Source organism: Zestomonas ipomoeae (genome assembly GCF_057128665.1).
Window position 1 is genome coordinate 68,590 of record NZ_JBSKHQ010000007.1, and the last position, 25,413, is coordinate 94,002.

At 63.6% G+C, this 25,413-nt stretch carries 26 protein-coding genes and 1 other RNA gene; 7 read left to right on the forward strand and 20 right to left on the reverse strand.

Features of this window, described 5'->3' with window-relative positions; translation table 11 throughout:
* From mraY to rsmI, 9 genes are all read right to left on the reverse strand, one after another.
* On the reverse strand, positions 1–1,086 hold the full coding sequence (gene mraY / locus ACWKV7_RS10285; RefSeq protein ID WP_483857565.1) for a phospho-N-acetylmuramoyl-pentapeptide-transferase: 1,086 nt from the start codon (positions 1,084–1,086) through the stop codon (positions 1–3).
* Complete coding sequence (locus tag ACWKV7_RS10290; protein ID WP_483857566.1) at positions 1,087–2,454, reverse strand: UDP-N-acetylmuramoyl-tripeptide--D-alanyl-D-alanine ligase; 1,368 nt, start codon at positions 2,452–2,454, stop codon at positions 1,087–1,089. It abuts the gene before it with no gap.
* Entirely contained in the window at positions 2,447–3,910 is a 1,464-nt protein-coding gene (locus ACWKV7_RS10295; protein WP_483857567.1) for a UDP-N-acetylmuramoyl-L-alanyl-D-glutamate--2,6-diaminopimelate ligase, read from the reverse strand. Before ACWKV7_RS10295 ends, ACWKV7_RS10290 begins: the two co-directional genes overlap by 8 nt.
* Complete coding sequence (locus ACWKV7_RS10300) at positions 3,910–5,646, reverse strand: peptidoglycan D,D-transpeptidase FtsI family protein (RefSeq protein ID WP_483857568.1); 1,737 nt, start codon at positions 5,644–5,646, stop codon at positions 3,910–3,912. The genes ACWKV7_RS10295 and ACWKV7_RS10300 overlap by 1 nt, the downstream gene beginning before the upstream one ends.
* Entirely contained in the window at positions 5,643–5,936 is a 294-nt protein-coding gene (ftsL, locus tag ACWKV7_RS10305) for a cell division protein FtsL (RefSeq protein WP_483857569.1), read from the reverse strand. The genes ACWKV7_RS10300 and ftsL overlap by 4 nt, the downstream gene beginning before the upstream one ends.
* Entirely contained in the window at positions 5,933–6,874 is a 942-nt protein-coding gene (gene rsmH, locus ACWKV7_RS10310) for a 16S rRNA (cytosine(1402)-N(4))-methyltransferase RsmH (protein WP_483857570.1), read from the reverse strand. Before rsmH ends, ftsL begins: the two co-directional genes overlap by 4 nt.
* Positions 6,875–6,876: 2 nt before the next feature.
* Complete coding sequence (gene mraZ, locus ACWKV7_RS10315) at positions 6,877–7,332, reverse strand: division/cell wall cluster transcriptional repressor MraZ (RefSeq protein WP_483857571.1); 456 nt, start codon at positions 7,330–7,332, stop codon at positions 6,877–6,879.
* A 308-nt stretch (positions 7,333–7,640) separates the two neighbouring features.
* Positions 7,641–7,999: RNase P RNA component class A (gene rnpB / locus ACWKV7_RS10320), an RNA gene on the reverse strand.
* A gap of 39 nt (positions 8,000–8,038) precedes the next feature.
* Positions 8,039–8,914 (reverse strand): 16S rRNA (cytidine(1402)-2'-O)-methyltransferase, encoded by an 876-nt coding sequence (gene rsmI / locus ACWKV7_RS10325; protein WP_483857572.1) that lies wholly within the window; start codon positions 8,912–8,914, stop codon positions 8,039–8,041.
* Positions 8,915–9,037: 123 nt separating this feature from the next.
* Between rsmI and ACWKV7_RS10330 the strand changes: the two genes are divergently transcribed.
* The 4 genes from ACWKV7_RS10330 to ACWKV7_RS10345 all read left to right on the forward strand — a co-directional run bounded on the left by ACWKV7_RS10330 (position 9,038) and on the right by ACWKV7_RS10345 (position 12,400).
* Complete coding sequence (locus ACWKV7_RS10330; protein ID WP_483857573.1) at positions 9,038–10,846, forward strand: penicillin-binding protein activator; 1,809 nt, start codon at positions 9,038–9,040, stop codon at positions 10,844–10,846.
* Complete coding sequence (locus ACWKV7_RS10335; protein WP_483857574.1) at positions 10,846–11,208, forward strand: YraN family protein; 363 nt, start codon at positions 10,846–10,848, stop codon at positions 11,206–11,208. Before ACWKV7_RS10330 ends, ACWKV7_RS10335 begins: the two co-directional genes overlap by 1 nt.
* Before the next feature lie 68 nt (positions 11,209–11,276).
* Positions 11,277–11,870, forward strand: a complete 594-nt coding sequence (locus ACWKV7_RS10340; RefSeq protein ID WP_483857575.1) for a phosphoheptose isomerase — start codon at positions 11,277–11,279, stop codon at positions 11,868–11,870.
* Positions 11,867–12,400 (forward strand): BON domain-containing protein, encoded by a 534-nt coding sequence (locus tag ACWKV7_RS10345; RefSeq protein ID WP_483857576.1) that lies wholly within the window; start codon positions 11,867–11,869, stop codon positions 12,398–12,400. Before ACWKV7_RS10340 ends, ACWKV7_RS10345 begins: the two co-directional genes overlap by 4 nt.
* Positions 12,401–12,457: 57 nt before the next feature.
* Here the strand turns inward: ACWKV7_RS10345 and ACWKV7_RS10350 are convergent, their stop codons facing one another.
* The 7 genes from ACWKV7_RS10350 to rplM form a co-directional block, all read right to left on the reverse strand.
* Positions 12,458–12,871, reverse strand: coding sequence for a ClpXP protease specificity-enhancing factor (locus ACWKV7_RS10350; RefSeq protein WP_483857577.1), 414 nt, complete (start codon positions 12,869–12,871; stop codon positions 12,458–12,460).
* A gap of 19 nt (positions 12,872–12,890) precedes the next feature.
* The gene (locus ACWKV7_RS10355; RefSeq protein WP_483857578.1) at positions 12,891–13,508 is read right to left on the reverse strand and encodes a glutathione S-transferase N-terminal domain-containing protein; all 618 of its coding nucleotides are present in this window, start codon (positions 13,506–13,508) and stop codon (positions 12,891–12,893) included.
* 82 nt (positions 13,509–13,590) lie between these two features.
* On the reverse strand, positions 13,591–14,373 hold the full coding sequence (locus ACWKV7_RS10360) for a cytochrome c1 (RefSeq protein ID WP_483857579.1): 783 nt from the start codon (positions 14,371–14,373) through the stop codon (positions 13,591–13,593).
* Positions 14,373–15,584 carry a cytochrome b gene (locus tag ACWKV7_RS10365; RefSeq protein WP_483857580.1) on the reverse strand — a complete coding sequence of 404 codons (1,212 nt, stop codon included), beginning with the start codon at positions 15,582–15,584 and terminating at the stop codon, positions 14,373–14,375. Before ACWKV7_RS10365 ends, ACWKV7_RS10360 begins: the two co-directional genes overlap by 1 nt.
* Positions 15,584–16,177 (reverse strand): ubiquinol-cytochrome c reductase iron-sulfur subunit, encoded by a 594-nt coding sequence (petA, locus tag ACWKV7_RS10370; RefSeq protein ID WP_483857581.1) that lies wholly within the window; start codon positions 16,175–16,177, stop codon positions 15,584–15,586. Before petA ends, ACWKV7_RS10365 begins: the two co-directional genes overlap by 1 nt.
* Positions 16,178–16,440: 263 nt before the next feature.
* On the reverse strand, positions 16,441–16,833 hold the full coding sequence (gene rpsI / locus ACWKV7_RS10375) for a 30S ribosomal protein S9 (RefSeq protein WP_483857582.1): 393 nt from the start codon (positions 16,831–16,833) through the stop codon (positions 16,441–16,443).
* Between the two features lie 14 nt (positions 16,834–16,847).
* Positions 16,848–17,276: a 50S ribosomal protein L13 gene (rplM, locus tag ACWKV7_RS10380; RefSeq protein WP_483857583.1), complete on the reverse strand. Its 429-nt coding sequence runs from the start codon at positions 17,274–17,276 to the stop codon at positions 16,848–16,850.
* Positions 17,277–17,544: 268 nt separating this feature from the next.
* On the opposite strand from rplM, the gene ACWKV7_RS10385 reads away from it, so the two are divergent.
* Complete coding sequence (locus tag ACWKV7_RS10385; protein WP_483857584.1) at positions 17,545–18,582, forward strand: NADP(H)-dependent aldo-keto reductase; 1,038 nt, start codon at positions 17,545–17,547, stop codon at positions 18,580–18,582.
* A 17-nt stretch (positions 18,583–18,599) separates the two neighbouring features.
* On the opposite strand, the gene nfi is transcribed toward ACWKV7_RS10385, so the two are convergent.
* Both nfi and ACWKV7_RS10395 read right to left on the reverse strand, forming a co-directional pair.
* Positions 18,600–19,322, reverse strand: coding sequence for a deoxyribonuclease V (gene nfi / locus ACWKV7_RS10390; protein WP_483857585.1), 723 nt, complete (start codon positions 19,320–19,322; stop codon positions 18,600–18,602).
* A gap of 64 nt (positions 19,323–19,386) precedes the next feature.
* A complete protein-coding gene (locus tag ACWKV7_RS10395; protein ID WP_483857586.1) occupies positions 19,387–20,523 on the reverse strand; it encodes an acyl-CoA dehydrogenase family protein in 1,137 nt (378 codons plus the stop codon).
* Positions 20,524–20,660: 137 nt separating this feature from the next.
* Between ACWKV7_RS10395 and ACWKV7_RS10400 the strand changes: the two genes are divergently transcribed.
* Both ACWKV7_RS10400 and ACWKV7_RS10405 read left to right on the forward strand, forming a co-directional pair.
* Positions 20,661–21,665, forward strand: a complete 1,005-nt coding sequence (locus tag ACWKV7_RS10400) for a GlxA family transcriptional regulator (RefSeq protein WP_487249208.1) — start codon at positions 20,661–20,663, stop codon at positions 21,663–21,665.
* Positions 21,666–21,735: 70 nt separating this feature from the next.
* Positions 21,736–22,680: a hypothetical protein gene (locus ACWKV7_RS10405; RefSeq protein WP_483857587.1), complete on the forward strand. Its 945-nt coding sequence runs from the start codon at positions 21,736–21,738 to the stop codon at positions 22,678–22,680.
* Between the two features lie 52 nt (positions 22,681–22,732).
* On the opposite strand, the gene zapE is transcribed toward ACWKV7_RS10405, so the two are convergent.
* Both zapE and ACWKV7_RS10415 read right to left on the reverse strand, forming a co-directional pair.
* Positions 22,733–23,827 (reverse strand): cell division protein ZapE, encoded by a 1,095-nt coding sequence (zapE, locus tag ACWKV7_RS10410; RefSeq protein WP_483857588.1) that lies wholly within the window; start codon positions 23,825–23,827, stop codon positions 22,733–22,735.
* 186 nt (positions 23,828–24,013) lie between these two features.
* Positions 24,014–25,381 (reverse strand): tryptophan--tRNA ligase, encoded by a 1,368-nt coding sequence (locus ACWKV7_RS10415; RefSeq protein ID WP_483857589.1) that lies wholly within the window; start codon positions 25,379–25,381, stop codon positions 24,014–24,016.
* Positions 25,382–25,413: the final 32 nt, after the last annotated feature.

A 25,413-nucleotide genomic window follows, 5' to 3' on the forward strand; every position in this document is an offset into this window, starting at 1 on the left:
TTACCTCAGTTTCAGAGTGGCCAGGCCGATCAACACCAGAATCACGGTGATGATCCAGAAGCGCACGATCACGCGCGGCTCGGGCCAGCCTTTGAGTTCGAAATGGTGATGGATCGGCGCCATGCGGAACACGCGCTTGCCGGTCAGCTTGAACGAAGCGACCTGGATCATCACCGACAGGGTTTCCATGACGAACACGCCGCCCATGATGAACAGCACCACTTCCTGACGCACGATCACCGCGATGGTGCCCAGCGCGGCACCCAGCGCCAGTGCGCCGACGTCGCCCATGAACACCTGCGCCGGGTAGGTGTTGAACCAGAGGAAGCCGAGGCCGGCACCGACCAGTGCCGCGCAGAACACGATCAGTTCGCCGGCGCCCGGCACGTAGGGGATCAGCAGGTAGTCGGAGAAGTTCACGTTGCCCGACAGGTAGCAGAACACGCCGAGCGCACCGCCGACCATCACCGTCGGCATGATCGCCAGGCCATCGAGGCCGTCGGTGAGGTTCACCGCGTTGCTCGAGCCGACGATGACGAAGTAGGTCAGCACGATGAAACCGATAGCGCCCAACTGAAGGCTGACGTCCTTCAGCAGCGGCAGGATCAGCGTGGTTTCGACCGGGTTCTGCGCGGTCATATAAAGGAAGACCGCCGCCCCCAGACCGAATACCGACTGCCAGAAATACTTCCAGCGGCTCGGCAGGCCGCGGGAATCCTTCTCGATCACCTTGCGATAGTCGTCCACCCAGCCGATGCCACCGAACAGCAGGGTCACGGCCAGCACCACCCATACATAGCGGTTGGACAGGTCAGCCCAGAGCAGCGTACTGACGGCGATGGCGGAAAGGATCAGCGCGCCGCCCATGGTCGGCGTGCCTTTCTTCGACAGATGCGATTGCGGGCCGTCGTTGCGCACGGCCTGGCCGATCTGGCGGATCTGCAGGGTACGGATCATCCACGGGCCCAGCCACAGCGACAGCACCAGCGCGGTGAGCACGCCGAGGATGCCGCGCAGGGTCAGGTATTGAAAGACCGCGAAGCCCTTGTAGAACTGTTGCAGATACTCCGCCAGCAGCAGCAGCATTTAGTGACTCTCCTCGCCAGTTCCGCAGAGTGCCGCAACGACGTTCTCCATCGCTGCGCTGCGCGAACCCTTGATCAAAATGGTTGTAGGGATTTCCTGCTCTGCACGAAGCGCGGCGATCAGGGCGTCCTGGTCGGCGAAATGACGACCATTTTCACCGAACGCCGCCACTGCATAAGCCATCAGCGGCCCCACCGCATAGAGCGCGCTGACCTTGCCGGCAGCATAGGCACCGACTTCGCGGTGACCCTGCTCCGCCCATTCGCCCAGCTCGCCCATGTCGCCCAGCGCCAGAATGGTCCGCCCGGAAAAGCCGGCGAGTATATCCACGGCGGCACACATCGACACCGGGTTGGCGTTGTAGCTGTCATCGATCACACGCACACCGCTGGGCGCCAGCTGCGCTACGGCGCGCCCCTTGACCGGCTGCACGCTTTCCAGACCGGTGACGATGCCGACCAACGGCACGCCCAGGGCATGGGCGGCGGCGGCAGCGGCCAGCGCGTTGGCGACGTTGTGCTGGCCCAGCAGGTTGAGCTGCACCCGCGCCGAACCGTTCGGGCCATTGAGGGTGAATGCCATGCAACCGCGCGCATCGCGATCCAGATCGCTCGCGTGGAAATCGGCCGCGCCGTTGCCCAGCGCGAAAGACAGTACCCGACGCCCCTTGGCCCTTGCCTTCCAGATTGGAAAAGCCTTGTCGTCAAGGTTGAGCACGGCTACGCCGTTCTCGTCCAACCCTTCGATGATCTCGCCCTTGGCTTCGACGATCTTCTCCGGGCCGCCGAACTCGCCGACGTGGGCGGTGCCGGCATTGGTCAGAATCGCCACCTGCGGCCGGGTCAGGCCCACGGTGTAGGCGATCTCGCCGACATGGTTGGCACCCAGCTCGATGACTGCGCCCAGGTGTTCTCCGGACAGCTGCAGCAGGGTCAGCGGCGCGCCGAGGTCGTTGTTCAGGTTGCCCTGGGTGGCGAGTACCGGCCCCTGGGTACGCAGGATGGCAGCCAGCATTTCCTTGACGCTGGTCTTGCCGCTGGAACCGGTCACTGCGGCGAGGCGGCCCTGGAAAGCGTCGCGGTTCAGCGCACCCAGCCGACCCAGGGCCAGGCGGGTATCGGCCACCAGCAACTGCGGCAGATCCACGCCTGGGATTTCACGCTGCACCAGGGCAGCGACCGCGCCCTTGGCGGCAACCTCGGCCAGATAATCGTGGCCGTCGAAGGTCGGGCCGACCAGGGCAATGAACAGCTGGCCCGGCGCGACCTTGCGGCTGTCTGTGGAGACGGCGGCGAAGCTCGCGTCACCACCGAGCAAGCGCCCGCCCAAGGGCCCGGCAATCGCGCTCAAGGTCAGCGATTCAAGCATGGGCGACCTCCCAGGCGACCAGCGCCTTGGCAGCTTCATCCAGATCGGAGAACGGCTGGCGTTCGCCGTTGATTTCCTGATAGTCCTCATGGCCCTTGCCGGCCAACACCACCACGTCGTCGACGTCGGCACCGGCGATCAACTGGGCAATGGCCTGGCCGCGCCCCGGCACGAAGTTCACCGCATCGGGCCGGACAAAACCGCCGCGAATGTCGGCGAGAATCTGTTCCGGCGCCTCGCTGCGCGGATTGTCATCGGTGACCAGCACCGCATCGGCCAGGCGCTCGGCGACCTCGGCCATCAGCGGCCGCTTGCCACGATCGCGATCGCCGCCGCAGCCGAACAGGCACAGCAGGCGGCCGCGGACATGCGGGCGCAGGGCGGCGAGGACTTTTTCCAGGGCATCCGGGGTATGGGCGTAATCCACCACCACCAGCGGCTGGAGACCGCCACCGAGGCGCTGCATGCGCCCGGGCGGGCCTTGCAGATCGCTCATGGCGCGCAGGATTTCGTCCAGCGAATAACCCAGGCCGAGCAATCCACCGACCACCGCCAGCAGGTTGCTCAAATTGAAGCGCCCGAGCAGCGGGCTGCGCAGATAGCCCTCGCCCTGTGGAGTGATCAGGGTCGCGCGCACGCCGTTGTCGTCGAACTGGGCGTCGCGGCAATACAAGTAGGCCGAGCTGTCCTCCAGGCTGTAGGTGAGCAACCGCGACTCCTGCTGTTCGGCGGCCAGTTGCCGGCCGAACGCGTCGTCCAGGTTGAGCACCCGGCAGCGCAGGTTCGGCCAGGCAAACAGTTTGGCCTTGGCGGCGGCGTAGGCCTCCATCGAGCCGTGGTAATCGAGGTGATCGCGAGACAGGTTGGTGAACACCGCCACGTCGAAATCCAGGGCGGCAACCCGGCCCTGATCGAGGCCGTGGGAGGACACCTCCATGGCCGCCGCCTTGGCGCCGGCCTTTTTCAGATCGGCCAGCAGCGCCTGCACGCCGACCGGGTCGGGCGTGGTGTGGCGTCCGCTTTCCAGCTCGCCGAAGAAGCCGCTGCCAAGGGTGCCGATGATGCCGCAGCGCTCGCCCAGGCGATCCAGCGCCTGGGCCATCAGTTGGCTGACGCTGGTCTTGCCGTTGGTGCCGGTGATTCCGATCAGGTGCAGCGCCCGACTCGGCTCGCCATAGAAGCGCCCGGCAATCGCCGAGAGTTGCCCGGCCAGTCCCTTGAGCGGCACCAGGGCGGCATTGCCAGCCTTGATTTCCGGCGCCCCCTCGGCCTCGTAGGCCACGGCGGCGGCGCCACGGGAGATCGCATCGGCGATATGCAGACGGCCATCCTGCTGGTTGCCCGGCACAGCGAGGAACAAGTCGCCAGGGCGCACCTTGCGGCTATCCAGCGTCAGTTCGCGAATCAGCACCGAGGTCTCGGCCTGGGGCAACAGTTGATTGAGCGGCATGGGCATCAGATGCGCCCTCCTTTGCCTGGAGTCAGATCGGCCGTCTGCTTCTCTGCAGGCGGAGGAAGGTTGTCAGGGGCGATGTTCATCAGGCGCAGCGCGCCGGCCATGACCTTGCCGAACACCGGCGCTGAAATCAGGCCACCGAAATAGGCGCCCTTGCCGGGTTCGTCGATGACCACCACCAAGGCGATACGCGGGTCGCGGGCTGGCGCGAAGCCGGCGAACAGCGAGCGGTAGGCGTTCTCGGTGTAGCCCTTGCTGCCCACCGTGGCCTTGCGCGCCGTACCGCTCTTGCCCGCCACGTGATAGCCCGGCACCTGGGCGCGGAACACTCCGCGCGGCGCTTCCACGACCTGCTGCAACATGCCCTGCATAGTCCGGGCGACGTCTTCCGGCAGCACCTGCACACCCTCCGGCTCGCCGTCGACACGGGTCATGGACAACGGCAGCATCTGCCCGTGGTTGGCCAGCGCGGCATAGGCATGGGCCAGTTGCACGGCCGTCACCGACAGGCCGTAGCCGTAGGACAGGGTCGCCGTTTCCGCCTGGCGCCACTTGGGATGATTGGGCAGGTTGCCCACGCGCTCGCCGGGGAAGCCAAGACCGGTGTCGCGGCCGAAGCCCAGCTTGCTCATGGTGTCGAAGATGGTCTCGCCGCCGATATCGAAGGCGATCTTGCTCATGCCGACGTTGCTGGAATTGATCAGGATGCCGGTGAGGTCCAGCTCGCGCCCTTCGGTACGGGATACATCGCGAATGGTGTAGCGACCGATGCGCAGCGAACCCGGCCAGACCTCGACCACGTCGCTGGGCTTCCAGCGCCCGCTCTGCAATGCGGCCGACATCGAAATCGGCTTGACGGTCGAACCCGGCTCGAACACGTCGATCATCGCCCGGTTGCGCATGGCTGCCGGCTCCAGGCTGCGGCGATTGTTCGGGTTGTAGGTCGGGTGGTTGACCATGGCGAGGATCTCGCCGGTCTTCACGTCGACCATTACCAGACTGCCGGCCTTGGCATCGTTCTCGATCAGGGCGTTGCGCAGTTCGCGGTGGGCCAGATATTGCAGGCGCAAGTCGATGGACAACGCCAGGCTCTTGCCGGCCTTGGCATTCTGGGTGACCTGCACATCCTTGATCAGACGGCCTCGGCGATCCTTGAGCACCTGACGCTTGCCCGGCACGCCGGCCAGCCATTCGTCGAAAGCCAGTTCCATGCCCTCGCGGCCACGGTCATCGATATCGGTAAAGCCGACCACGTGGGCGGCCACCTCGCCGGCCGGGTAAAAGCGGCGGAACTCTTCGATGGCATAGACGCCCGGCACGTGCAGGTCGAGCACCACCTGGCCCTGCTCCGGCGTCAAGCCACGCACCAGATACATGAATTCCCTGCTCGCATTCTGCTCCAGGCGTTGAGCGAACTCCTTCGGGGCCTGGCCGAGCGCAGCCGCCAGGGCCGGCCACTGGGCGCGGGCCGCCTGCAGCTCCTTGCCATTGGCCCACAACGTGGTCACCGGCGTACTGACCGCCAACGGCTCGCCGTTGCGATCAGTAATCAAGCCGCGATGGGCGGGAATCGGAATGTGCCGAACGCTGCGGGCATCGCCCTGCCCTTGCAGGAACTGCCGATCGACCACCTGCAGGTCGACGATGCGCCAGGCGATCGTGCCCACCAGCAAGGCCAGCAAGGCCAGGACCAGCCGGAAGCGCCAGGGATAGAGCGCGCCTTCGAGACCGATCATGGCGCCACCAGACGAACTTCGGCCGGATCGGGAATGCGCATCTTCAACTGCTCGCTGGCGAGGGTTTCGATGCGGTTATGGGCGGTCCAGGTGCTCTGCTCGAGAATCAGACGCCCCCACTCAGCCTGCGCCTTGTCGCGCACGCTGAGTTCGGCATAGAGGCCGTTGAGCAATTGGCGATTCCAATGCGCGCAATAGGACACTGCGAGCGCCGACACCAGCACCCCGACGAACAACACCAGCAACAGCAGGCTACCGGCAGGCAGAGACTTGCCATGAAGGCGTCTCATCTCAGCTTCTCCGCGACCCGCATCACGGCGCTACGCGAACGCGGGTTGGCGCTGGTCTCGGCGTCGGACGCGTACTGCGGCTTGCCGAGCAGTTTCAAACGCGGCTCGAAGGCAGCGGGGCGGATCGGCAGGTCGCGCGGCAGCTTGTCCGCCTCGCCCTTGGCGTGGCGGCGCATGAACAGCTTGACGATGCGATCTTCCAGGGAGTGGAAGCTGATGACGACCAGGCGACCGCCCACCTCCAGCGCCTCGAGAGCGGCATCGAGCCCCTGCTCGAGGTCGCCCAGCTCGTTGTTGATCTGGATGCGCAGCCCCTGGAAAGCGCGGGTCGCGGGGTTCTTGCCCTTCTCCCAGGCGGGATTGGCGGCGGTCAGCACAGCCGCCAGGTCGGCGGTCCGTTCGAAAGGCTTTTCGGCGCGACGCTGTACCACGGCCCGCGCCATGCGCTTGGCAAAGCGCTCCTCGCCGTAGTCCTTGAACGCCCGGGCGATATCGTCTTCGCTGGCGCTGGCGATCCATTCAGCGGCACTGACGCCCTTGCTCGGGTCCATGCGCATGTCCAGCGGACCGTCATTGAGGAAGCTGAAGCCCCGCTCGGGGTCGTCCAGCTGTGGCGAGGAAACGCCGAGATCCAGCAGCACGCCACCAACCTTGCCGGCCAGCCCGCGGACAGCGACTTCCTCGCCGAGTTCCGCAAAACTGCGCTGCACAACGACGAAGCGGCCATCTTCGGCCGCCAGCGCTTGTCCCGTTGCGATTGCCAAGGGGTCCTTGTCGAAACCCAGCAGGCATCCACCCGGGCCAAGCTTCTGCAAGATCAGTCGACTGTGGCCACCGCGACCAAAGGTGCCATCCAGGTAGCAGCCGTCGGCGCGCACGGCGAGGGCCTCGACGGCTTCGTCCAGCAGCACGGTGATATGGCGAAAGCTACTGCTCATGGTCACAGGATCAGGTCACGGAGTTCGTCCGGCAGACCGCCGGTTTCTTTAATGGCAGCCAGGTCCGCATCGGCAATCGCGTTCCAGGCATCTTCGTCCCACAGTTGAAACTTGTTCAGCTGGCCCACCAGCATGGCGCGCTTGTCCAGCTTGGCGTATTCACGCAGGCGCGGCGGCACCAGGAAGCGGCCGCTGCCATCCAGCTCCAGATCCACGGCATTGCCGATCAACAGACGCTGCAAGCGGCGACTCTCCTCACGCAGAGAAGGCAGCTCGCGCAGCTTGGCTTCGATCAGCTCCCATTCGGGCAGGGGGTAGACACACAAGCAGGGGTCGATGGCGTCGATGGTCACGATGAGCTGGCCAGCGCAACGCGAAACGAGTTCGTCACGATACCGGCTCGGCATCGCGAGTCGCCCTTTGGCGTCGAGACTGATGGCGTTAGCTCCGCGAAACACGCTGCGCTTCCCCTGTTATTAGCTATCCATGCCCATGAAAACCCACTTTCTGCCACTTCATGCCACTTCCGCACACTATAGGAATGCGCCCACCCCACCGTCAAGGCGCGCCCAACGGGAAAAACCCTTACGGGACGGCGATTTAGCGAACTAAGCGGGAGTATGGAAGGAAGTCTGAGAAGGGCTTTTTTGACAAAAACGAAAAGGGGCAGGGATATAACCAACGAAGTTAAAGTAACTTCTTAAGAGTAAGAATTTTTAGGCATTAAAAAGGAGGGATTCGAAGGTGAAGCGCAGGAAGGGAAGAGGTGGAGAGTCGATCTGTAAGCCGGGTTCTGTCGAGGACAGTCATTCCTCTACGACATACATCACTGCATGCCTTTAGCAACCTACCCGGTTCCAGCGCGGGCCACGCCAATGGAACCCTATTTGGTCTTGCTCCGAGTGGGGTTTACCTAGCCACGAACTGTTGCCAGCCGTGCGGTGCGCTCTTACCGCACCTTTTCACCCTTACCGGCGCTTGCGCGCTTAGGCGGTTATTTTCTGTGGCACTTTCCGTAGGCTCACGCCTCCCAGGCGTTACCTGGCACTCCGCCCTATGGAGCCCGGACTTTCCTCCCTCCCCCTTTGCAGAGCAAAGGAAGACAGCGACTGTCCGATCGACTCTCCACCGCGAAGGTTAACGGCGCGACGGCACTGGCGCAAGTCATGCTTCAGGCTTGCTACGCTCCAGCGCCGCCTGGTAGAGCAAATTCTTGCGCACCCCGGTGATCTCCGCAGCCAGGGCCGCCGCCCGCTTGAGCGGCAAGTCCTTGAGCAACAGGTCCAGCACCCGCAAGGCTTCGGCACTGACAGCCGCATCCCCGTCCGGAGCCTGCCAGCCAGCCACCAGCACCACACACTCGCCGCGCTGCTGGTTACTGTCGGACGCCACCCAGGCGCACAGTTCCGCCAGCGGCAACCCCCTGAGCGTCTCGAACGTCTTGGTGAGTTCACGCGCCAACAACGCCGGGCGCTGCTCGCCGAACACCGCCCGCATGTCCTCCAGGCTTTCCAGAATGCGATGGGGCGCCTCGTAGAAGATCAGCGTGCGCGCTTCTTCCTTTATCAGTTCCAGCCGTGCTCGACGGGCAGCCGTCTTGGCCGGCAGGAAGCCCTCGAAGACGAACCGATCGGACGGTAACCCGGCCGCCGACAACGCAGCGATCAGGGCGCAAGGCCCCGGCACCGGCACCACCGGCACATTGGCGGCACGCGCCTGCCGCACGAGGTGAAAACCTGGGTCGGAGATCAGCGGTGTGCCGGCATCGGAAATCAGCGCCACATGCTCGCCCGCCTGCAGACGCGCCAGGAAACGCCCGCCCTGATCCCGCTCATTGTGCTCATGGCAGGCCGCCAGAGGCGTGGTGATGCCGAAGTGCTGCAGCAACCTCGCCGAGTGACGGGTATCTTCGGCGGCGATCAGCGCCACCTCACCCAATACCTTGAGTGCACGCGCGCTCATGTCGTCCAGATTGCCTATCGGCGTCGCGACCACGTACAGCGTGCCAACAGGAGTATGGGAAGCACCGGAAGCAGCCACGGCGGGCACCTCGAATCGACGAAAGCGCGCATTGTAGCCCGTTTCGCACCGACGACATCGCACCCCCGCCAGGCCTTGGGTACAATTCGCAACTCAATTTGCCCAGGTATCAGGAACGCTTACATGATCGCCAGCCTGCGTCCGCTCTCCGCCCTCTGCTTCGCCGCTCTGCTGGCCGCTTGCGGTACCACGCCCACCTCGAATCTCGGCGAGCTGCCACGCACGCCCCAGGCCAGCATCGACCAGCAGCTGCAGCAGGCCTCCACCAGCGAGCCCGAAGAGGCAGCGCTGTTGCGCCTGTCGGCCGCCGACCAGGCCTACCAGCAGAAGGACCTGGCCCGCGCCGCCCGCATTCTCGACCAAGTGCAAATGGAAACCCTCAAGCCCGCCCAGCAGATCTTCGCCAGCACGCTTGCCGCCGAACTGGCGCTAAGCCGCGACAATGCCAAGGGCGCGCTACTGGCCCTAAGCCACCCCAGCCTGGAGCGTTTGGTCGAACTGCCAGTAGCCCAGCAGATCCGCACCCAGCTGGCCCGTGCCCACGCCCTGCAGGCCGATGGCCAGACCCTCGCCGCGGCGCGCGAGCGCATCTATATCGCCCCGCTGCTCGAGGGCGAAGTCGCCCGTGCCAACCACGAAGCCATCTGGTCGCTGGTTTCGTCACTGCCAAACGGGCAACTGCAGGGCAACGGCGACGCCGACCTTTCCGGCTGGCTGGAGCTGGCGCGCGCCTCCAAGAGCGCAGGCACGATCACCCAGCAGCAAGCAGCGATCGAAGCCTGGCAGCAGCAACATCCCCAGCACCCGGCCGCACAGCAGCTACCGCAGCCGCTGCAAGACCTGCAAAAGCTGGCGTCCCAGCCGCTGACCCGCATTGCCTTGCTGCTACCCCAGGAAGGCCAGTTGGCCACCGTCGCCCGCGCGCTGCGCGACGGCTTCCTCGCCGCTCATTACCAAGCCCAGCAAAACGGCCAGGCTCCTGCCATCGAGCTTTACGACAGCTCGCAACTGACGTCGATGGACGAGTTCTACCGCCAGGCTCAGGCGGCCGGCGTTCAGCTAGTCGTCGGCCCGCTGGAGAAGCCGCTGGTCAAGCAGCTCAGCGAACGCGAGCAGCTTCCCATCACCACCCTGGCGCTGAACTACTCGGACGCTGGCCAAGAGGGGCCGGGTCAACTCTTCCAGTTTGGCCTCGCTGCAGAAGACGAGGCCCGGGAGGTCGCCAGTCGCGCCTGGGCCGATGGCATGCGCCGCGCCGTCGCGCTGGTGCCGCGCGGAGAATGGGGCGACCGCGTCCTCGAGGCCTTTCGGCAAAGCTGGCAAGGCGCTGGCGGCAGCCTGATCGCCGCCGAGCACGTCGACCAACCGGTGCAACTCGCCCAGCAGATCGCCGACCTGTTCCAGTTGCGGCAGAGCGAGGCGCGCGCCAAGCGCCTGCGAAACACCTTGGGCGTCAAGGTCGCCGCCGAGCCGACCCGCCGCCAGGACGTCGACTTCATCTTCCTCGCCGCCACCCCGCAACAAGCACAGCAGATCAAGCCTACCTTGGCTTTCCAGTACGCCGGCGACGTTCCCGTGTATGCCACTTCGCACTTGTATACTGCCAGCGGTACCCAGACCCAGTACCTGGACCTGGAAGGCATTCGCTTCTGCGATACACCCTGGCTGCTGAACGCCGACGAGCCGCTGCGCCAGCAGGTCATCGACCAGTGGCCGCAGGCCGGCGGCAGCCTGGGCCGCCTGTATGCCATGGGCGCCGACGCCTATCGCCTGGCGCCGCGCCTGGGTCAGCTCAAGGCCCTGCCGAGCACACGCCTGGACGGGCTCTCCGGCACCCTCAGCCTGAGCCCGAGCCAGCGCATTCAACGCCAGCTGCCATGGGCCGAGTTCCACGACGGCCAGGTGCAGCGCCTGCCCGACACGGCGCCCTGATGGATCGGCAGGCCAGCGGACGGGATGCCGAAGCCCTGGCGCGCGAGCATTTGCAGCGCCAGGGCCTGCGCCTGCTGGCACAGAACTGGCTGTGCCGGCGCGGCGAGCTCGATCTGGTCATGCTCGACGGCGATACAGTAGTATTCGTCGAAGTCCGCTATCGGCGGCATGCCGCCTGGGGCGGCGCACTGGAGAGCGTGGACGCGCGCAAGCGCGGCAAGCTTGCCAGCGCCGCGGCGCAGTTCCTGCAGCAGGAACCCCGCTGGGCCAAGCATCCATGCCGTTTCGACGTGGTGGCCCTCAGCCCCTCGAGCAACGCACCGCCGCAGTTGAACTGGATACAGAACGCCTTTGATACCTGACTCCGCGTCGCCACCTTGTCTCCGCTTTGCCCAGCGGCTTCTGCCGCCCTACTGAAGGTCATTCCCTGATGGACATGCAATCTCGTATCCGCCAGCTTTTCCAGGCCAGTATCGATACCAAGCAACAGGCCATGGACGTTCTCGTGCCATTCATCGAACAGGCCAGCCAGGTGATGGTCCACGCCCTGCTCAACGAAGGCAAGATTCTCACCTGCGGCAACGGCGGCTCGGCCGGCGATGCCCAGCACTTCTCCTCCGAGCTGCTCAATCGCTTCGAGCGCGAGCGGCCGAGCCTGCCTGCTATCGCCCTGACCACCGACAGCTCGACCATCACGTCGATCGCCAACGACTACAGCTACAACGAAGTGTTCTCCAAGCAGATCCGCGCCCTGGGCCAGCCGGGCGACGTACTGCTGGCGATTTCCACCAGCGGCAACTCGGCCAACGTGATCCAGGCGATCCAGGCAGCCCACGACCGCGAAATGGTCGTCGTCGCCCTGACCGGCCGCGACGGCGGTGGCATGGCTTCGCTGCTGCTGCCGGAGGACGTGGAAATTCGCGTGCCCTCCAAGGTCACCGCGCGCATTCAGGAAGTGCACCTGCTGACCATCCACTGCCTGTGCGATCAGATCGATAGCCAATTGTTCGGGAGTGAAGAATGAAGCGTTTTCCGCTTTTCGTTGCCATCCTTGCCACCCTGCTCCTGCTCGGCGGCTGCGGCAACCGCAGCATCGGCAACAAGATTGACGACCAGTTCCTCGAGCCAGCCGTCGCCCGCAAGATCTCACAGGGTCACCCTGACCTCACCAGCCCGACCTCGCATATCGTGGTAACCGCCTACAACGGCGTGGTCCTGCTCGCCGGGCAGACCCCGAGCGGGGAGCTCAAGGAAAAGGCCGGACAGATCGCCCGCAGCGTGCAGGGAGTCAGGGTCGTACACAACGAATTGCAGACCCTCGCACCCAGCTCGCTGGCGGCACGCAGCAACGACTCACTGCTCACCACCCGCATCAAGACCCAGATGCTCGCCGATACCGGCGTACCGGGCTCACGGATCAAGGTCGTGACCGAGAACGGCATCGTCTATCTGATGGGACTGGTGACTCGCGCGGAAGCGAAGAACGCCACCTACCTCGTACAGGGCGTTTCGGGCGTGCAGAAGATCGTCAAACTCTTCGAATACACCAACTGAAGACCCCGACAAACGAAAAAGGGCGCCAAGGCGCCCTTTTTCGTTGCTTGTATACCGCTATTTGACGACTTTGAGACTGGGACGCCCGGTCGGGCGCCTGGGCCCATCGCCGGAAGGACCATCGTCGTCCGGGCCGGGCTCATCCTCATCCCCGAGCATTGGCGGCTCCAGGTCGAAGACCATGCCCTGGCCATTCTCGCGAGCATAGATCGCCAGCACGGCCGCACTGGGGATGAACAGACTGTGGGCAACGCCGCCGAAGCGACCCTCGAAGCTCACCGCTTCGTTGTCCATATGCAGGTTGCGCACAGCGCTTGGCGAAACGTTCAGGACGATCTGGCCATCGCTGGCATAACCCGGCGGAACCCGTACATCAGGCATTTCGGCGTTCACCAGCAGATGCGGGGTGCAGTCGTTGTCGACGATCCACTCGTAGAGCGCACGAACCAGATAGGGGCGACTGGACTTCATAAAAGGAGCTCCTTCAGCTTTAGCGCATATCACGCTCAACGACCGACAGACTGGCCTGGAACGCCTCACGGGCGAACTGCCGGTCCATGTAGTCGAGCAGCGGCTTGGCCGCCTTCGGCAGCTCGATACCCAGCACGGGCAGACGCCAGAGAATAGGCAGTAGGCAACAATCGACCAGGCTCAGTTCCTCGCTGAGAAAGAACGGCTTGTCGACGAATAGCGGCGATACGCCGGCCAGGCTCTCGCGCAATTCCTTACGGGCCTGGACGCGCTCGGCCTCCTTGCTGCGCGGCGCCAGGATACGATCGACCAACACACACCAGTCGCGCTGGATGCGGTAGATCAGCAGGCGGCTGTTGGCACGATCCACGGGATAGACCGGCAGCAACGGCGGATGGGGATAACGCTCTTCCAGGTACTCCATCACCACGGTCGACTCGTACAACGCGAGATCGCGATCGACCAGCGTCGGCAGGCTTCCGTAGGGGTTCACCTCGGCCAACCTGGCCGGGCAACGACCCGGCTCGACATCGATGATTTCCGCGCCGACACCCTTTTCGGCGAGCACGAGACGCACACGGTGGGAGTAATGATCGGCGGGGTCGGAATAACAGGCCAACCGGTTGGTCACGCCCATGGTGTCCCTCCTCGCTTAGCGGAAACAGAAAGACGCGCGCGCCCGAAGTGGGCGCGCGCGTCGACAACGGAACAGCTACGTATCAGTGAACGTCCTTCCAGTATTCGCGCTTGAGCAGATAGGCGAACACGAAGAAGAAGGCCAGATAGAGCAGCACATAGGTACCGATACGCTGGCTTTCCAGCTTCACCGGGTTGGCCGAGTAAGCGAGGAAAGTCACCAGGTTCTGGATCTTCTCGTCGTACTCCGCCTCGCTCAGCTTGCCGGTGTTCGGCAGCACGGTGAGCTGGTCGCAGGCCTCATGGGTGATCGGAGTGCCGGTCAGCGGGTCGAACTGCTTCTTGCCCTTCTCCACCACCTGCACCTGCTTGCAACCGATCACCTGGCGGCCTTGCAACTCGGCCAGCACGTGCGGCATGCCGACGTTCGGGAACACCTTGTTGTTCACGCCCCACGGACGAGTAGGGTCTTCGTAGAACGAACGCAGATAGCTGTACAGCCAATCGTTGCCACGCACACGTGCCACCAGGGTCAGATCCGGCGGCGCCGCCCCAAACCAGGTCTTGGCATCATCCGGGCGCATACCGATCTTCATGTGCTCGCCAATCTTGGCACCGGTGAACACCAGGTTTTCCAGCATCAGCTCATGGGGAATACCGAGATCGTCGGCAACCCGCTCGTAACGCTGGAACTTCGCCGAGTGGCAGCCCATGCAGTAGTTGGCGAACGTACGAGCACCGTCTTGCAGGGCGGCCTTGTCGGTCAGGTCGATCTCGACGTGATCCAGATGGACGCCCTCTGCACCACTCGCGAAGGCGAAGGCCGGCAGAACAGCGAAGAGAATTGCAGCAAATAGCTTTTTCATCAGCCAGTCACCCTTTCCGGAACCGCTTTGGTCTTTTCCATCCTGGTGTAGAAAGGCATCAGGATGAAGTAGGCGAAGTACAGGAATGTGCACACCCGCGACAACAGGGTGCGCTCGGGAGTCGGAGCCAATACCCCGAGCACCCCGAGGATGACGAAGGAGATGCAGAAGACCAGCAGCCAGATCTTGCTCAGCAAGCCCTTGTACTTCATCGACTTGACCGGGCTGCGATCCAACCAGGGCAGCACGAACAACACGGCGATCGCCGCCCCCATGGCAATGACGCCCATGAGTTTGTCCGGAACCGCACGCAGAATCGCGTAGAACGGGGTGAAGTACCAGACAGGCGCAATGTGTTCGGGAGTCTTGAACGCGTTCGCTTGCTCGAAGTTGGGCTTCTCGAGGAAATAACCGCCCATTTCCGGGAAGAAGAACACGACGGCGCAGAAGACGAACAGGAACACCACCACACCGACGATATCCTTCACGGTGTAGTAAGGGTGGAACGGAATGCCATCCAGCGGCACGCCGGATTCATCCTTGACCTTCTTGATATCCACGCCCTGTGGGTTGTTCGAGCCCACTTCGTGCAGCGCCAGGATGTGCAACACCACCAGACCGAGCAGCACGATCGGCAATGCGATTACATGCAGGGCAAAGAAGCGGTTCAGGGTGATGCCGGAGATCAGGTAGTCGCCGCGAATCCACTGGGTCAGGTCGTCGCCAATCACCGGAATGGCGCCGAACAGGGAGATGATCACCTGGGCCCCCCAGTAGGACATCTGGCCCCAGGGCAACAGGTAGCCCATGAAGGCTTCCGCCATCAGCGCCAGGTAGATCAGCATGCCGAAGATCCACACCAGCTCGCGTGGCTTCTGGTAGGAACCGTAGAGCAGGCCACGGAACATGTGCATGTAGACCACGATGAAGAACGCCGAAGCCCCGGTGGAGTGCATGTAGCGGATGATCCAGCCGAACTCCACGTCGCGCATGATGTACTCGACGGAGGCGAACGCCTCTTCCGCGGACGGAGTGAAGCTCATGGTCAGCCAGATGCCGGTAAGGATCTGGTTGACCAGAACCAGCAATGCCAGCGAACCGAAGAAATAGAAGAAGTTGAAGTTCTTGGGTGCGTAGTATTTGGAGAGATGGTCTTCCCACATCTTGGTCGCCGGGAAGCGCGCATCAACCCAATCCATGAATTTGCTCATCAGGCTTTCTCCTGGTCCACACCGACGATGATCACGTTGTCCGACTCGTACGAGTGCGGCGGCACCGGCAGGTTCAAGGGAGCGGGCTGCGATTTGTAGACACGGCCGGCGAGATCGTACTTGGAGCCATGGCACGGGCAGAAGTAGCCGCCTACCCATTCGCTACCCAGATCCGCCGGAGCGACTTCCGGACGGAACGACGGCGAACAGCCGAGGTGGGTGCACAGGCCGACCAGCACCAGAACTTCTGGCTTGATGGAGCGGTACTTGGGATCGACATATTCCGGCTGAGTGGACTCCTTGGACTCCGGATCGGCGACCTTGTCTGCGACCTTGCCGAGGTTCGCAAGGATCTCCTCGGTGCGACGCACGATGAAGACCGGCTGGCCGCGCCATTCGGCGACCATCTGCTGGCCCGGCTCGATCTTGCCGATATTCACCTTCACCGGCGCACCGGCGGCCTTGGCCTTGGCACTCGGGAACCATGACCCCACGAACGGGACCGCAGCACCCACCGCCCCGGCAGCACCTACCACCGAAGTGGCCGCCACCAGAAAGCGACGTCGGCCTGCATTCACGCCGTCATTGCTCATTCAGTCGTCTCCCATCAGCTTTGTGGCCTGTTGGTTCAGGCCTCTACTAAGTAAAAATCGAACCGCGCAAAAAATTCGCCAAATGGTAAAGAAAACCCCCTTTTCTGACAAGGTAATTACCCTTCAGAAAAACCCCGCAAGCCTTGCCGGCCGCGGGATTTGGCACTGCGGCAAGTTGTCGCACGAAAAACCACCGCCCATAAAAAACGCCCAGCTCCATGGTGGAGACTGGGCGCTTTTTCGAAGCGTAGCAGTGTAGCGAATTAACGCTTGGAGTACTGCGGACGCTTACGTGCTTTACGCAGACCGACTTTCTTACGCTCGACTTCGCGAGCATCGCGAGTCACGTAACCAGCCTTGCGCAGCGGGCTGCGCAGAGCCTCGTCATATTCGATCAGGGCACGGGTGATACCGTGACGGATCGCACCGGCCTGGCCGCTGACACCGCCACCGAGCACGGTGACATAGATGTCGAACTTCTCGACATTCTCGGTCAGCTCGAGCGGCTGGCGAACCACCATGCGGGCGGTTTCACGGCCGAAGAACTGATCCAGGCTGCGGTTGTTGATGGAGATCTTGCCAGTACCCGGACGCAGGAAAACGCGTGCGGTTGCAGTCTTGCGACGGCCAGTGCCGTAATTTTGAGTCGCCGACATAATGAACTATTCCGTTAAATCTTCAGTTCTTGGGGCTGCTGAGCGGTGTGCGGGTGAGCGGCACCCTTGTACACCTTCAGCTTGCGGTACATGTCGCGACCCAGCGGATTCTTCGGCAGCATGCCTTTGACCGCGGTCTCGATCACGCGCTCAGGCGCCTTGGCGATCAGCTTCTCGAAGCTGATCGACTTGATGCCACCCGGAAAACCGGAGTGCGAGTAATACATTTTGTCGGTGGTCTTGGCACCAGTTACACGCACCTGCTCGGCATTGATCACGACGATGTAGTCGCCAGTGTCAACGTGCGGGGTGTATTCCGGCTTGTGCTTGCCACGCAGACGGCTAGCGATTTCAGTGGCCAGACGACCCAGGGTCTGACCGGCAGCGTCGACGACATACCAGTCGCGCTTAACGGTTTCCGGTTTAGCAGTAAAAGTCTTCATTCGTTATAGCCTCAGGGGCCGCCCTGAAAATAAGACGGCGAATCTTACTGAATGGTGCTTGCTTTGACAAGTCAAAGACGGCCGGAAACAGACGCTATCGGGGGCTCGGGTCAGCGCGTCCGCCACGGCAGGGGTTCGGTAGGCTTGGCATCCCCTACCTGATTTTTCGACGGGCTAGGCATCCCCGGCGAGAAAGTTGCGGAATTATGCCGATTGCGACGGAAATAGCAACCTGCTTTGATGAAAGCTTTTCACAGGAGACGCATAGATGGACTACCGCCGATTGGGCCGCACCGACGTGAAAGTGAGCAGCCTCTGCCTGGGCAGCATGACCTGGGGCGAGCAGAACAGCGAGGCCGACGCCTTCGCCCAGATCGACCGCGCCCGCGCCGCGGGCATCAACTTCATCGACACCGCGGAAATGTACCCGGTGCCGCCGCGCGCGGAAACCTACGCCACCACCGAGCGCTTCATCGGCAATTACTTCAAGGCACGCGGCAGCCGCGCGGACTGGGTGCTGGCCAGCAAGGTGGCCGGCCCCGGCAATGGCATCGGTTACATTCGCGGCGGCAGTCTCAAGCACAACCGAGAGCACATCGTCGCAGCCCTCGATGCCAGCCTGGAGCGCCTGCAGACGGACTGGATCGACCTTTACCAGCTGCACTGGCCAGAGCGCAGCACCAACTTCTTCGGCCAACTCGGCTACCGCCACAAGGAGGAGGACTTCACGCCACTGGAGGAAACCCTCGCCGTACTCGACGCGCAGGTCAAGGCCGGCAAGATTCGCCATGTCGGCCTGTCCAACGAGACGCCCTGGGGCACCATGAAGTTCCTGCAACTGGCGGAAAGCCGCGGCTGGCCGCGCATGGTTTCGATCCAAAACCCGTACAACCTGCTGAACCGCACCTTCGAGGTCGGCCTGGCGGAGATCGCGTTGCGCGAGGACTGCGGCCTGTTGGCCTATTCGCCCCTGGCCTTCGGCATGCTCTCGGGCAAATACGAAGACGGCGCACGTCCGGCGAACGCGCGGATCACCCTGTACAGCCGCTTTTCCCGCTACACCAACCCGCAGGCGACGGCCGCATGCTCCCGCTACGTCGCCCTGGCGCGGGAACATGGCCTGAACCCCGCCCAGATGGCGCTGGCCTTCGTAACCTCTCGGCCATTCGTCACCAGCAACATCATCGGCGCCACGACCCTGGAGCAACTGGACTGCAACCTGGAAAGCAACGCCCTGCGCCTGAACGAGGATCTGCTACAGGCCATCGACGCGATCCATACCAGCCAACCCAACCCGGCGCCCTAGGATGGACCGGCGCGGACTCAGGACAGATCTGCCTGCCCGGCGTTCTTCTTGAGGTCGCGCCGAGAGGCAAGCCGGTCGGCCAGCCGCGTCGGCTCGGGCAACCGGTAGCGCGTGGTGCATGCCAGCACCCAATCGACCGCGCTGGCCATGCTGACGCGATGGCCCGGCGACACGATCAGAGGACGTACCCCTTGCTTGCTGCGCAGAACCTGACCGATGACCTCGCCCGCCCTGTCACGCAAATCGACGTGATCACCCCGCTGCGCCCCGAGTTCGTCATGGCTGCCGGTGAGAATCTTCTTCGCCACGCCAATGGTGGGAAGGTTTGCCACCACGCCCAGGTGCGCCGCGATGCCCAGCCGCCGGGGATGGGCGATACCGTGTCCGTCGCAGAACAACAGATCGGGCAGGCGCGGCAGCTGCTCCAACGCCTTCAGCAGCGCCGGCAGTTCGCGAAAGGACAATAGCCCCGGCACATAAGGCATAGAGGTGGGTACGCGCGCCACCCCCTCGGCAATCGGCTGCAGGGTCTCGGCATCCAGCAACACCGCGGCGGCCCGGGTGATGCGTCCACCCTCCTCGAAACCAACATCCACCCCGCCCAGCACCTGCGGCGCCGGGAAGTCATCGACCAGGCGCACCCGCTCGGCCAGCGCCACCTGTAGGACGCGGGCCGCGGCGACGCTGCCATCCCAGCCGTCGAAGGTCGAATGATCGAGAAGGGAGGCGCTGGCGTGCATGGGGTTTTCTCCGGGGGCAAACACCTTCAATAGACGCCACCGCCCCGATGCCGTTCGCCATCCCTTACAGGGCGCGGGCGATGATTTCCTTCATGATTTCGTTGGTACCGGCATAGATGCGCTGTACCCGTGCATCGGCCCAGGCGCGGGCCACCGGGTACTCCCACATGAAGCCATAGCCACCGTGCAGCTGCACGCATTCGTCGAGCACCTTGCACTGCAGGTCGGTGCCCCAGTACTTGAGCATCGCCGCGGTGGGCACATCCAACTTGCCCTGCAGGTGCAGCTCCAGGCAACGATCGACGAAAACCCGCCCGACCTGGATCTCGGTGGCCATCTCTGCCAGCTTGAAGCGAGTGTTCTGGAACTCGGCGATAGCCTTGCCGAAGGCCTTGCGCTCGCGGGTGTAATCCAGCGTCCACTGCAACGCCGCTTCGGCCGAGGCCAGCGCCCCGACGCCTACGGTCAGGCGCTCCTGCGGCAGCTCCTGCATCAGGTAGGCGAAGCCCATGCCGGGCTGGCCGAGCAAGTTTTCCTTGGGTACCCGCACGTCCTGGAAGAACAGTTCGGAGGTGTCCTGAGCCTTCATGCCCACCTTCTCCAGGCGCTTGCCCTTGGCGAAGCCGGGAGCATTGGCCTCGACCAGGAACAGGCTGGTGCCCTTGGCTCCCGCTTTGGGATCGGTCTTGGCGACAACGATGACCAGATCGGCCAGCCAGCCGTTGGTGATGAACGTCTTGGAGCCGTTGATCACGTATTCGTCGCCTTCCAGCACCGCGGTGGTCTTTACGCCCTGCAGGTCGGAGCCGGCACCCGGCTCGGTCATGGCAATGGCCGTCACCAGCTCGCCGGTAACCAGCTTAGGCAGGTACTTGAGTTTCTGCTCCTCGGAGCCGTAATGCAGGATGTAGGGCGCAACGATATCCGAATGCAGCGAAAAGCCGATGCCGGTCAGGCCCAGGCGACCGACCTCCTCGATCACCACCGCGCTGTAGAGGAAGTCAGCGCCCATGCCGCCGTACTCTTCAGGCACGTGCGAGCAGAGCATGCCGGCCTCGCCCGCCTTGTTCCACAGCGCCCGGTCGATGTGGCCGTCCTTCTCCCACTGCGCGTGGTGGGGCACGGCCTCCTGTTCGAGGAACTTGCGCACGCTGTCGCGGAAGAGTTCGTGATCGGAGCTGAACAGGGTTCTGGGGATCATGCTGGCACCTGATTGTTGGCAACGGTTGGCAGGCGACGACTGTAGCCAAGCAAACGCTTGGTCACACTGGACAGATTCGCCAAAAAATAAGACGATCCAGCCGTTTTGTGACCACTTTACCCTGACAAGAACCCCACATGGCCGCCACCTCCCCTACGCTCAACCGCGTCAGCATCCTCGCCACCGAGGGCGTGTTCGCCTCCACCTTGATGCAGGCCAAGGACTTCTTCCACATGGCCAGCCTGCGCTACGGCAAGCAGCAGGGCCAGGGCCTGACACCGACCTTCGAGATCCTTCTGGTGAGTCCCGACGGCCAACCGGTGAACAGCTTCAGCGGGGTGTCGATCCCGGTCGACAGCGCTCTGGGCGAAGCCGAAGTCATCATTCTCCCGGCCTTCTGGGACGACTTCGATGCCCTCTGCGCCCGGCATCCCCAGGTACTGCCCTGGCTGCGCGAGCGCCATGCCGCCGGCAGCCTGATCTGCGGCGAGGCCACCGGCGTATTCTGGATGGCCCAGGCCGGCCTGCTCGACGGCAAGGAGGCGACCACCTACTGGCGCTTCTTCCGCGAATTCGCCGAGCGTTTCCCCAAGGTGCTGCTGAACGAAGAGAAACACCTGTCGGACGCCGACAACCTGTACTGCGCAGGCGGCGTCACCTCGGCCAGCGACCTCTACATCTATGTCATCGAGCGCTTCTGCGGCGCCGGTGTGGCACAGGGCGTGGCCCGCGACATTTTCTATGAGGTGCAGCGCAGCTACACACCGGGGCGCATCGGCTTCGGCGGGCAGAAGCTGCACCAGGACCTGAGCATCCTGCAGATCCAGCAATGGCTGGAAGAACACTTCGCCGACAAGTTCCGCTTCGAGGACATGGCGCGCGAACACGGCATGAGCATTCGCAACTTCATGCGCCGCTTCCAGGCGGCGACCGGCGACAAGCCGTTGCACTACCTGCAACGCCTGCGCATCGAAACCGCCAAGGGGCTGCTCTCGGCCACCCGCAAGAGCATCAAGACCATCAGTTATGAAGTGGGCTACGACGACGCCAGCTTCTTCGCCCGCCTGTTCCGCCAGCACACCGGCTTGTCGCCCAACCAGTATCGCCGCCAGTTCCAGCGCAAGGAGGCAGGCCATCCCTAGGATGGGTTCTCCTGCGCCGGCAGCGCCCTATGATCGGCACCATCCAACAACAAGAAAACAAGGTCCGATCATGCGTGCATACCTGCTAGCCCTGCTGGCGCTGTTCAGCGTCGGCGTCACCGCCGCACCCGCCTGGGAGCCATTCCCCTTCGAACAGGGCGCCTACGACTACTCCGGCGATAAGTTGCGCCAGGCCTGGCCGAGACTGACTCGCGGCTTCGGCGGGGAATACCCCTTCCCCGATGCCGCCTGGGTGGCCAAGATGGCCCAGGAACACCCCGAAGCCCTGCAGGGCCTGGAGGGCAAGACGCTGGACGCGGAGCAGTACGCGAGCAGACTGCAGCAGGTCTGGCGCCTGCTGTTCCGCGGCGACTTCGCCGAGGCCAAGCACCAGGGGCTGGCACTAGGGGTAGGCGGCCAGGTGCCAGCCATGTTCGCCCAGGTGGTCTACGCCATGTTCCTTGCACCGGATCAGGCCGAGAAGCATCGCCTGCTGGAAGAAGTGATCAGCTACACCGACAAGGCCGGCGACCTGGTGCAGAGCGATACCCTGGCCCTGTTCGGCCGGGTCTACGCCAAGGCCCGCCTGGGCGAGGAACTGCCGATCGGCACCGTACTCAAGCGCGGTTACACCCATGAGATTCCGGAGGAACTGGATGCCCTGCTGGCTCGGCAGCCGCAGCATCCCTTTGCCCTATCGCTGTACGGCGGCTACGAGGCCGGCGTGATACGCAAGGTGGGCAAGCTGGTCGGGCGGGTCACCCATGGCGTCAGCCCGGAGCAAATGGAGGAGTATTTCAGCCGCGCCTTCGCCCTATCCGATGATCTGCCGATCGGCCATTACGAATATGCCAACGCATTGACCTATGTGTACGGCGACGACGAGCAAGACAAGGCACTGGAGCACCTCAAACGCGCCGCGACGATCAAGCCGATCAATGCGATGGAAGCGCTGGAAGTAGCCAAGGCCAAGAAGTTGCTCGCGCAGTACGAGCGGCAGATGGCGCAGAACTGATCGGGCTCAGACGAAAAGGGCTGCCCAACGGCAGTCCTTCGCACATCCTGCGTCAGGGCCGATGGGGGCGGGACAGGAATTCGTGGGACTGCATTTCCAGCAGGCGACTGAGGGTGCGCTGGAACTCGAAGTTCAGACGGCCGCCGGCGTAGAGGTCCTTGAGCTCGACCTCGGCGGAAATGATCAGCTTGACGTTGCGGTCGTAGAACTCGTCCACCAGATTGATAAAGCGCCGCGCCATGTCATCGGTGGTGACGCTCATCTGCTCGACGTTGGCCAGAATCACCGCGTGGAAGATCTTGCCCAGCTCAATGTAGTCGTTCTGGCTGCGCGGGCCGTCGCACAGCTCGCGAAACTCGAACCAGGCGATGTCGTCGCCTACCTTGCGGGCCTTGATCGGCCGATTCTCGATCATCAGCGCCTCGTTCTCCTGCACCGAGCAGTGCTCCGGCAACAGGCTGCGGAAGCTGCTCTCCAGGCTGGCTTCGGCTTCGGCGTCCAGCGGCCAGTGGAACAGCTCCGCCTGCTCCAGCGCCCGCAGCCGGTAATCCACGCCGCTGTCGACATTGACGATATCGGTGTGCTGCTTGAGCAGCGCGATGGCCGGCAGGAAGCGGGCGCGCTGCAGTCCGTCCTTGTACAGGCCGTCCGGCACGATGTTGGAAGTCGCCACCAGGCTGACGCCGTTCTTGAATAGCTCCTCGAGCAGCGTAGCGAGGATCATCGCGTCGGTGATGTCGGAGACGAAGAACTCATCGAAGCAGATCACCCGCGCCTCGTTGGCGAACCGCTTGGCGACGATCGGCAGCGGGTTCTTCTCGCCCTTGAGGGACTTCAGCTCCTCATGCACGCGCTTCATGAAACGGTGGAAGTGGGTGCGCATCTTCTCCGGGAACGGCAAGGCATCGAAGAAGGTGTCGACCAGGTAGGTCTTGCCGCGCCCGACGCCGCCCCAGAAATACAGCCCCTTGACCGGCTCCTGGCGTTTCTTGCCCAGCAACTTGCCGAGCAGGCCCGAACGACTCTGGCTCTCGGCCAGCAGCTCGTCGTACAGGCGCTGCAGATGACGCACCGCATTTTCCTGCGCCGCATCGTGGAAGAAGTCGGGACGTTTCAGATCAGCCTGATAGCGCTCAAGGGGAGTCATGGCGGGGTCGGGGTAGTGAAACGGGGCCGACACTTTAGCGGCGCCCTCCACCGTTGGCAATGTGCTCGTATCGTTCATCAAGGCACCCTCGCTGAGCCGGAAATGGAGCATCGCGGCGGGTCGCATACAGCGCCCGCCCAGCTTGGATAGCGCCGCCGAAGCGGCGTTCCCTGGCCGGACAATCCGTCAATCGCGACCGGCGGACAGCTCGGCGATCGCTTCGCGCAGGCGCAGCATGGCGGCATCCAGCGCGTCCGGATCGGCATAGGGCGGGCTGTCGGCCAGGCATTGACCGTCCAGCCAGAGGGTGAACTGGTCTCCTTCGTCCTCGCGCAGCTCCAGCGCGTCGGCGCCCTGAGCGATCAGGCGCTGCGTCGCCACGCCAGCCGTCTTGGGGTCGGCGAAGGGACGCGATAGCAGCAACTGCTCGCCATCGGCGGCGAGCAAGCGGAAGCGGAAGCTGCCGTCCTGCTCACGGAAACTGACGAAGCGCGCGCTTCTGCCGGCTTTCTTCTTCGTCGAACCGCCGCTCTGCACCTGGTTGCGGAACGAGCGCAGCCCCACCGCCTCGCGCAGTTCAGCGAGGAACGGGGTGGCCACCCTGCGCGCCTTGGCGGCGCCGGTAAGCAGGACATCTTCCAGATCAGAGGGCTTTTCCATCAGCGCGTGGTAGCGCTCGCGAGCCTCGCCCAGTTCATTGTCGAGCAACTGGAACAGACGCTGCTTGGCCTCGCCCCAGGCCAGACCGTCGAGCAGCTGCTGGCGGAACTCCGCCTGCTGCGCGGGCGTGGCGAAGGCCTGGTAGAGGGTGAATAGATGAGAGTTGTCCGGGTCCTTCGGCTCGCCCGGCTCGCGGGAGTCGGTGACAATGCGCGCAATGGCATCCTTCAATTGCTTGGCAGTGCCGAACAGCGGGATGGTGTTGTCGTAGCTCTTGGACATCTTGCGCCCATCGAGCCCCGGCAGGGTCGCCACACCTTCCTCGATCACCGCTTCGGGCAGGGTGAAGAACTCCTTGCCGGCACCGAACAGGTGGTTGAAGCGCTGGCCGATGTCGCGAGCCATTTCCACATGCTGGATCTGGTCCCGGCCAACCGGCACCTTGTGCGCGTTGAACATCAGGATGTCCGCCGCCATCAGCACCGGATAGCTGAATAGCCCCATGGTCACGCCGGCGTCCGGGTCCTCGCCGCTCTCCAGGTTCTTATCTACCGCCGCCTTGTAGGCGTGGGCACGGTTGAGCAGGCCCTTGCCGGCAACGCAGGTGAGCAGCCAGGTCAATTCGGTGATCTCGGGGATGTCGGACTGGCGATAGAACGTCGCCTTGTCGACGTCCAGCCCGCAGGCCAGCCAGGTGGCGGCGATCTCCATGCGCGAGCGTTGGATGCGCGCAGGATCGTCGCACTTGATCAGGGCATGGTAGTCGGCAAGGAAGTAGAACGAATCGGCATCGCTCTGGCGGCTGGCGACGATCGCCGGACGAATGGCGCCAGCGTAGTTGCCGAGGTGGGGAGTGCCGGTCGTGGTGATGCCGGTAAGAATGCGCGTGGTCATGACGGTTCGCTTATCGAGCTGCAAATCGAATG

Bases quoted from the DNA above. Each gene is read 5' to 3' on its own strand.
- mraY (WP_483857565.1), bottom strand. From the start codon at position 1,086: ATGCTGCTGCTGCTGGCGGAGTATCTGCAACAGTTCTACAAGGGCTTC.
- ACWKV7_RS10290 (WP_483857566.1), bottom strand. From the start codon at position 2,454: ATGCTTGAATCGCTGACCTTGAGCGCGATTGCCGGGCCCTTGGGCGGG.
- ACWKV7_RS10295 (WP_483857567.1), bottom strand. From the start codon at position 3,910: ATGCCCATGCCGCTCAATCAACTGTTGCCCCAGGCCGAGACCTCGGTG.
- ACWKV7_RS10300 (WP_483857568.1), bottom strand. From the start codon at position 5,646: ATGATCGGTCTCGAAGGCGCGCTCTATCCCTGGCGCTTCCGGCTGGTC.
- ftsL (WP_483857569.1), bottom strand. From the start codon at position 5,936: ATGAGACGCCTTCATGGCAAGTCTCTGCCTGCCGGTAGCCTGCTGTTG.
- rsmH (WP_483857570.1), bottom strand. From the start codon at position 6,874: ATGAGCAGTAGCTTTCGCCATATCACCGTGCTGCTGGACGAAGCCGTC.
- ACWKV7_RS10330 (WP_483857573.1), top strand. From the start codon at position 9,038: ATGATCGCCAGCCTGCGTCCGCTCTCCGCCCTCTGCTTCGCCGCTCTG.
- ACWKV7_RS10335 (WP_483857574.1), top strand. From the start codon at position 10,846: ATGGATCGGCAGGCCAGCGGACGGGATGCCGAAGCCCTGGCGCGCGAG.
- ACWKV7_RS10340 (WP_483857575.1), top strand. From the start codon at position 11,277: ATGGACATGCAATCTCGTATCCGCCAGCTTTTCCAGGCCAGTATCGAT.
- ACWKV7_RS10345 (WP_483857576.1), top strand. From the start codon at position 11,867: ATGAAGCGTTTTCCGCTTTTCGTTGCCATCCTTGCCACCCTGCTCCTG.
- ACWKV7_RS10350 (WP_483857577.1), bottom strand. From the start codon at position 12,871: ATGAAGTCCAGTCGCCCCTATCTGGTTCGTGCGCTCTACGAGTGGATC.
- ACWKV7_RS10355 (WP_483857578.1), bottom strand. From the start codon at position 13,508: ATGGGCGTGACCAACCGGTTGGCCTGTTATTCCGACCCCGCCGATCAT.
- ACWKV7_RS10360 (WP_483857579.1), bottom strand. From the start codon at position 14,373: ATGAAAAAGCTATTTGCTGCAATTCTCTTCGCTGTTCTGCCGGCCTTC.
- ACWKV7_RS10365 (WP_483857580.1), bottom strand. From the start codon at position 15,584: ATGAGCAAATTCATGGATTGGGTTGATGCGCGCTTCCCGGCGACCAAG.
- petA (WP_483857581.1), bottom strand. From the start codon at position 16,177: ATGAGCAATGACGGCGTGAATGCAGGCCGACGTCGCTTTCTGGTGGCG.
- rpsI (WP_483857582.1), bottom strand. From the start codon at position 16,833: ATGTCGGCGACTCAAAATTACGGCACTGGCCGTCGCAAGACTGCAACC.
- rplM (WP_483857583.1), bottom strand. From the start codon at position 17,276: ATGAAGACTTTTACTGCTAAACCGGAAACCGTTAAGCGCGACTGGTAT.
- ACWKV7_RS10385 (WP_483857584.1), top strand. From the start codon at position 17,545: ATGGACTACCGCCGATTGGGCCGCACCGACGTGAAAGTGAGCAGCCTC.
- nfi (WP_483857585.1), bottom strand. From the start codon at position 19,322: ATGCACGCCAGCGCCTCCCTTCTCGATCATTCGACCTTCGACGGCTGG.
- ACWKV7_RS10395 (WP_483857586.1), bottom strand. From the start codon at position 20,523: ATGATCCCCAGAACCCTGTTCAGCTCCGATCACGAACTCTTCCGCGAC.
- ACWKV7_RS10400 (WP_487249208.1), top strand. From the start codon at position 20,661: ATGGCCGCCACCTCCCCTACGCTCAACCGCGTCAGCATCCTCGCCACC.
- ACWKV7_RS10405 (WP_483857587.1), top strand. From the start codon at position 21,736: ATGCGTGCATACCTGCTAGCCCTGCTGGCGCTGTTCAGCGTCGGCGTC.
- zapE (WP_483857588.1), bottom strand. From the start codon at position 23,827: ATGACTCCCCTTGAGCGCTATCAGGCTGATCTGAAACGTCCCGACTTC.
- ACWKV7_RS10415 (WP_483857589.1), bottom strand. From the start codon at position 25,381: ATGACCACGCGCATTCTTACCGGCATCACCACGACCGGCACTCCCCAC.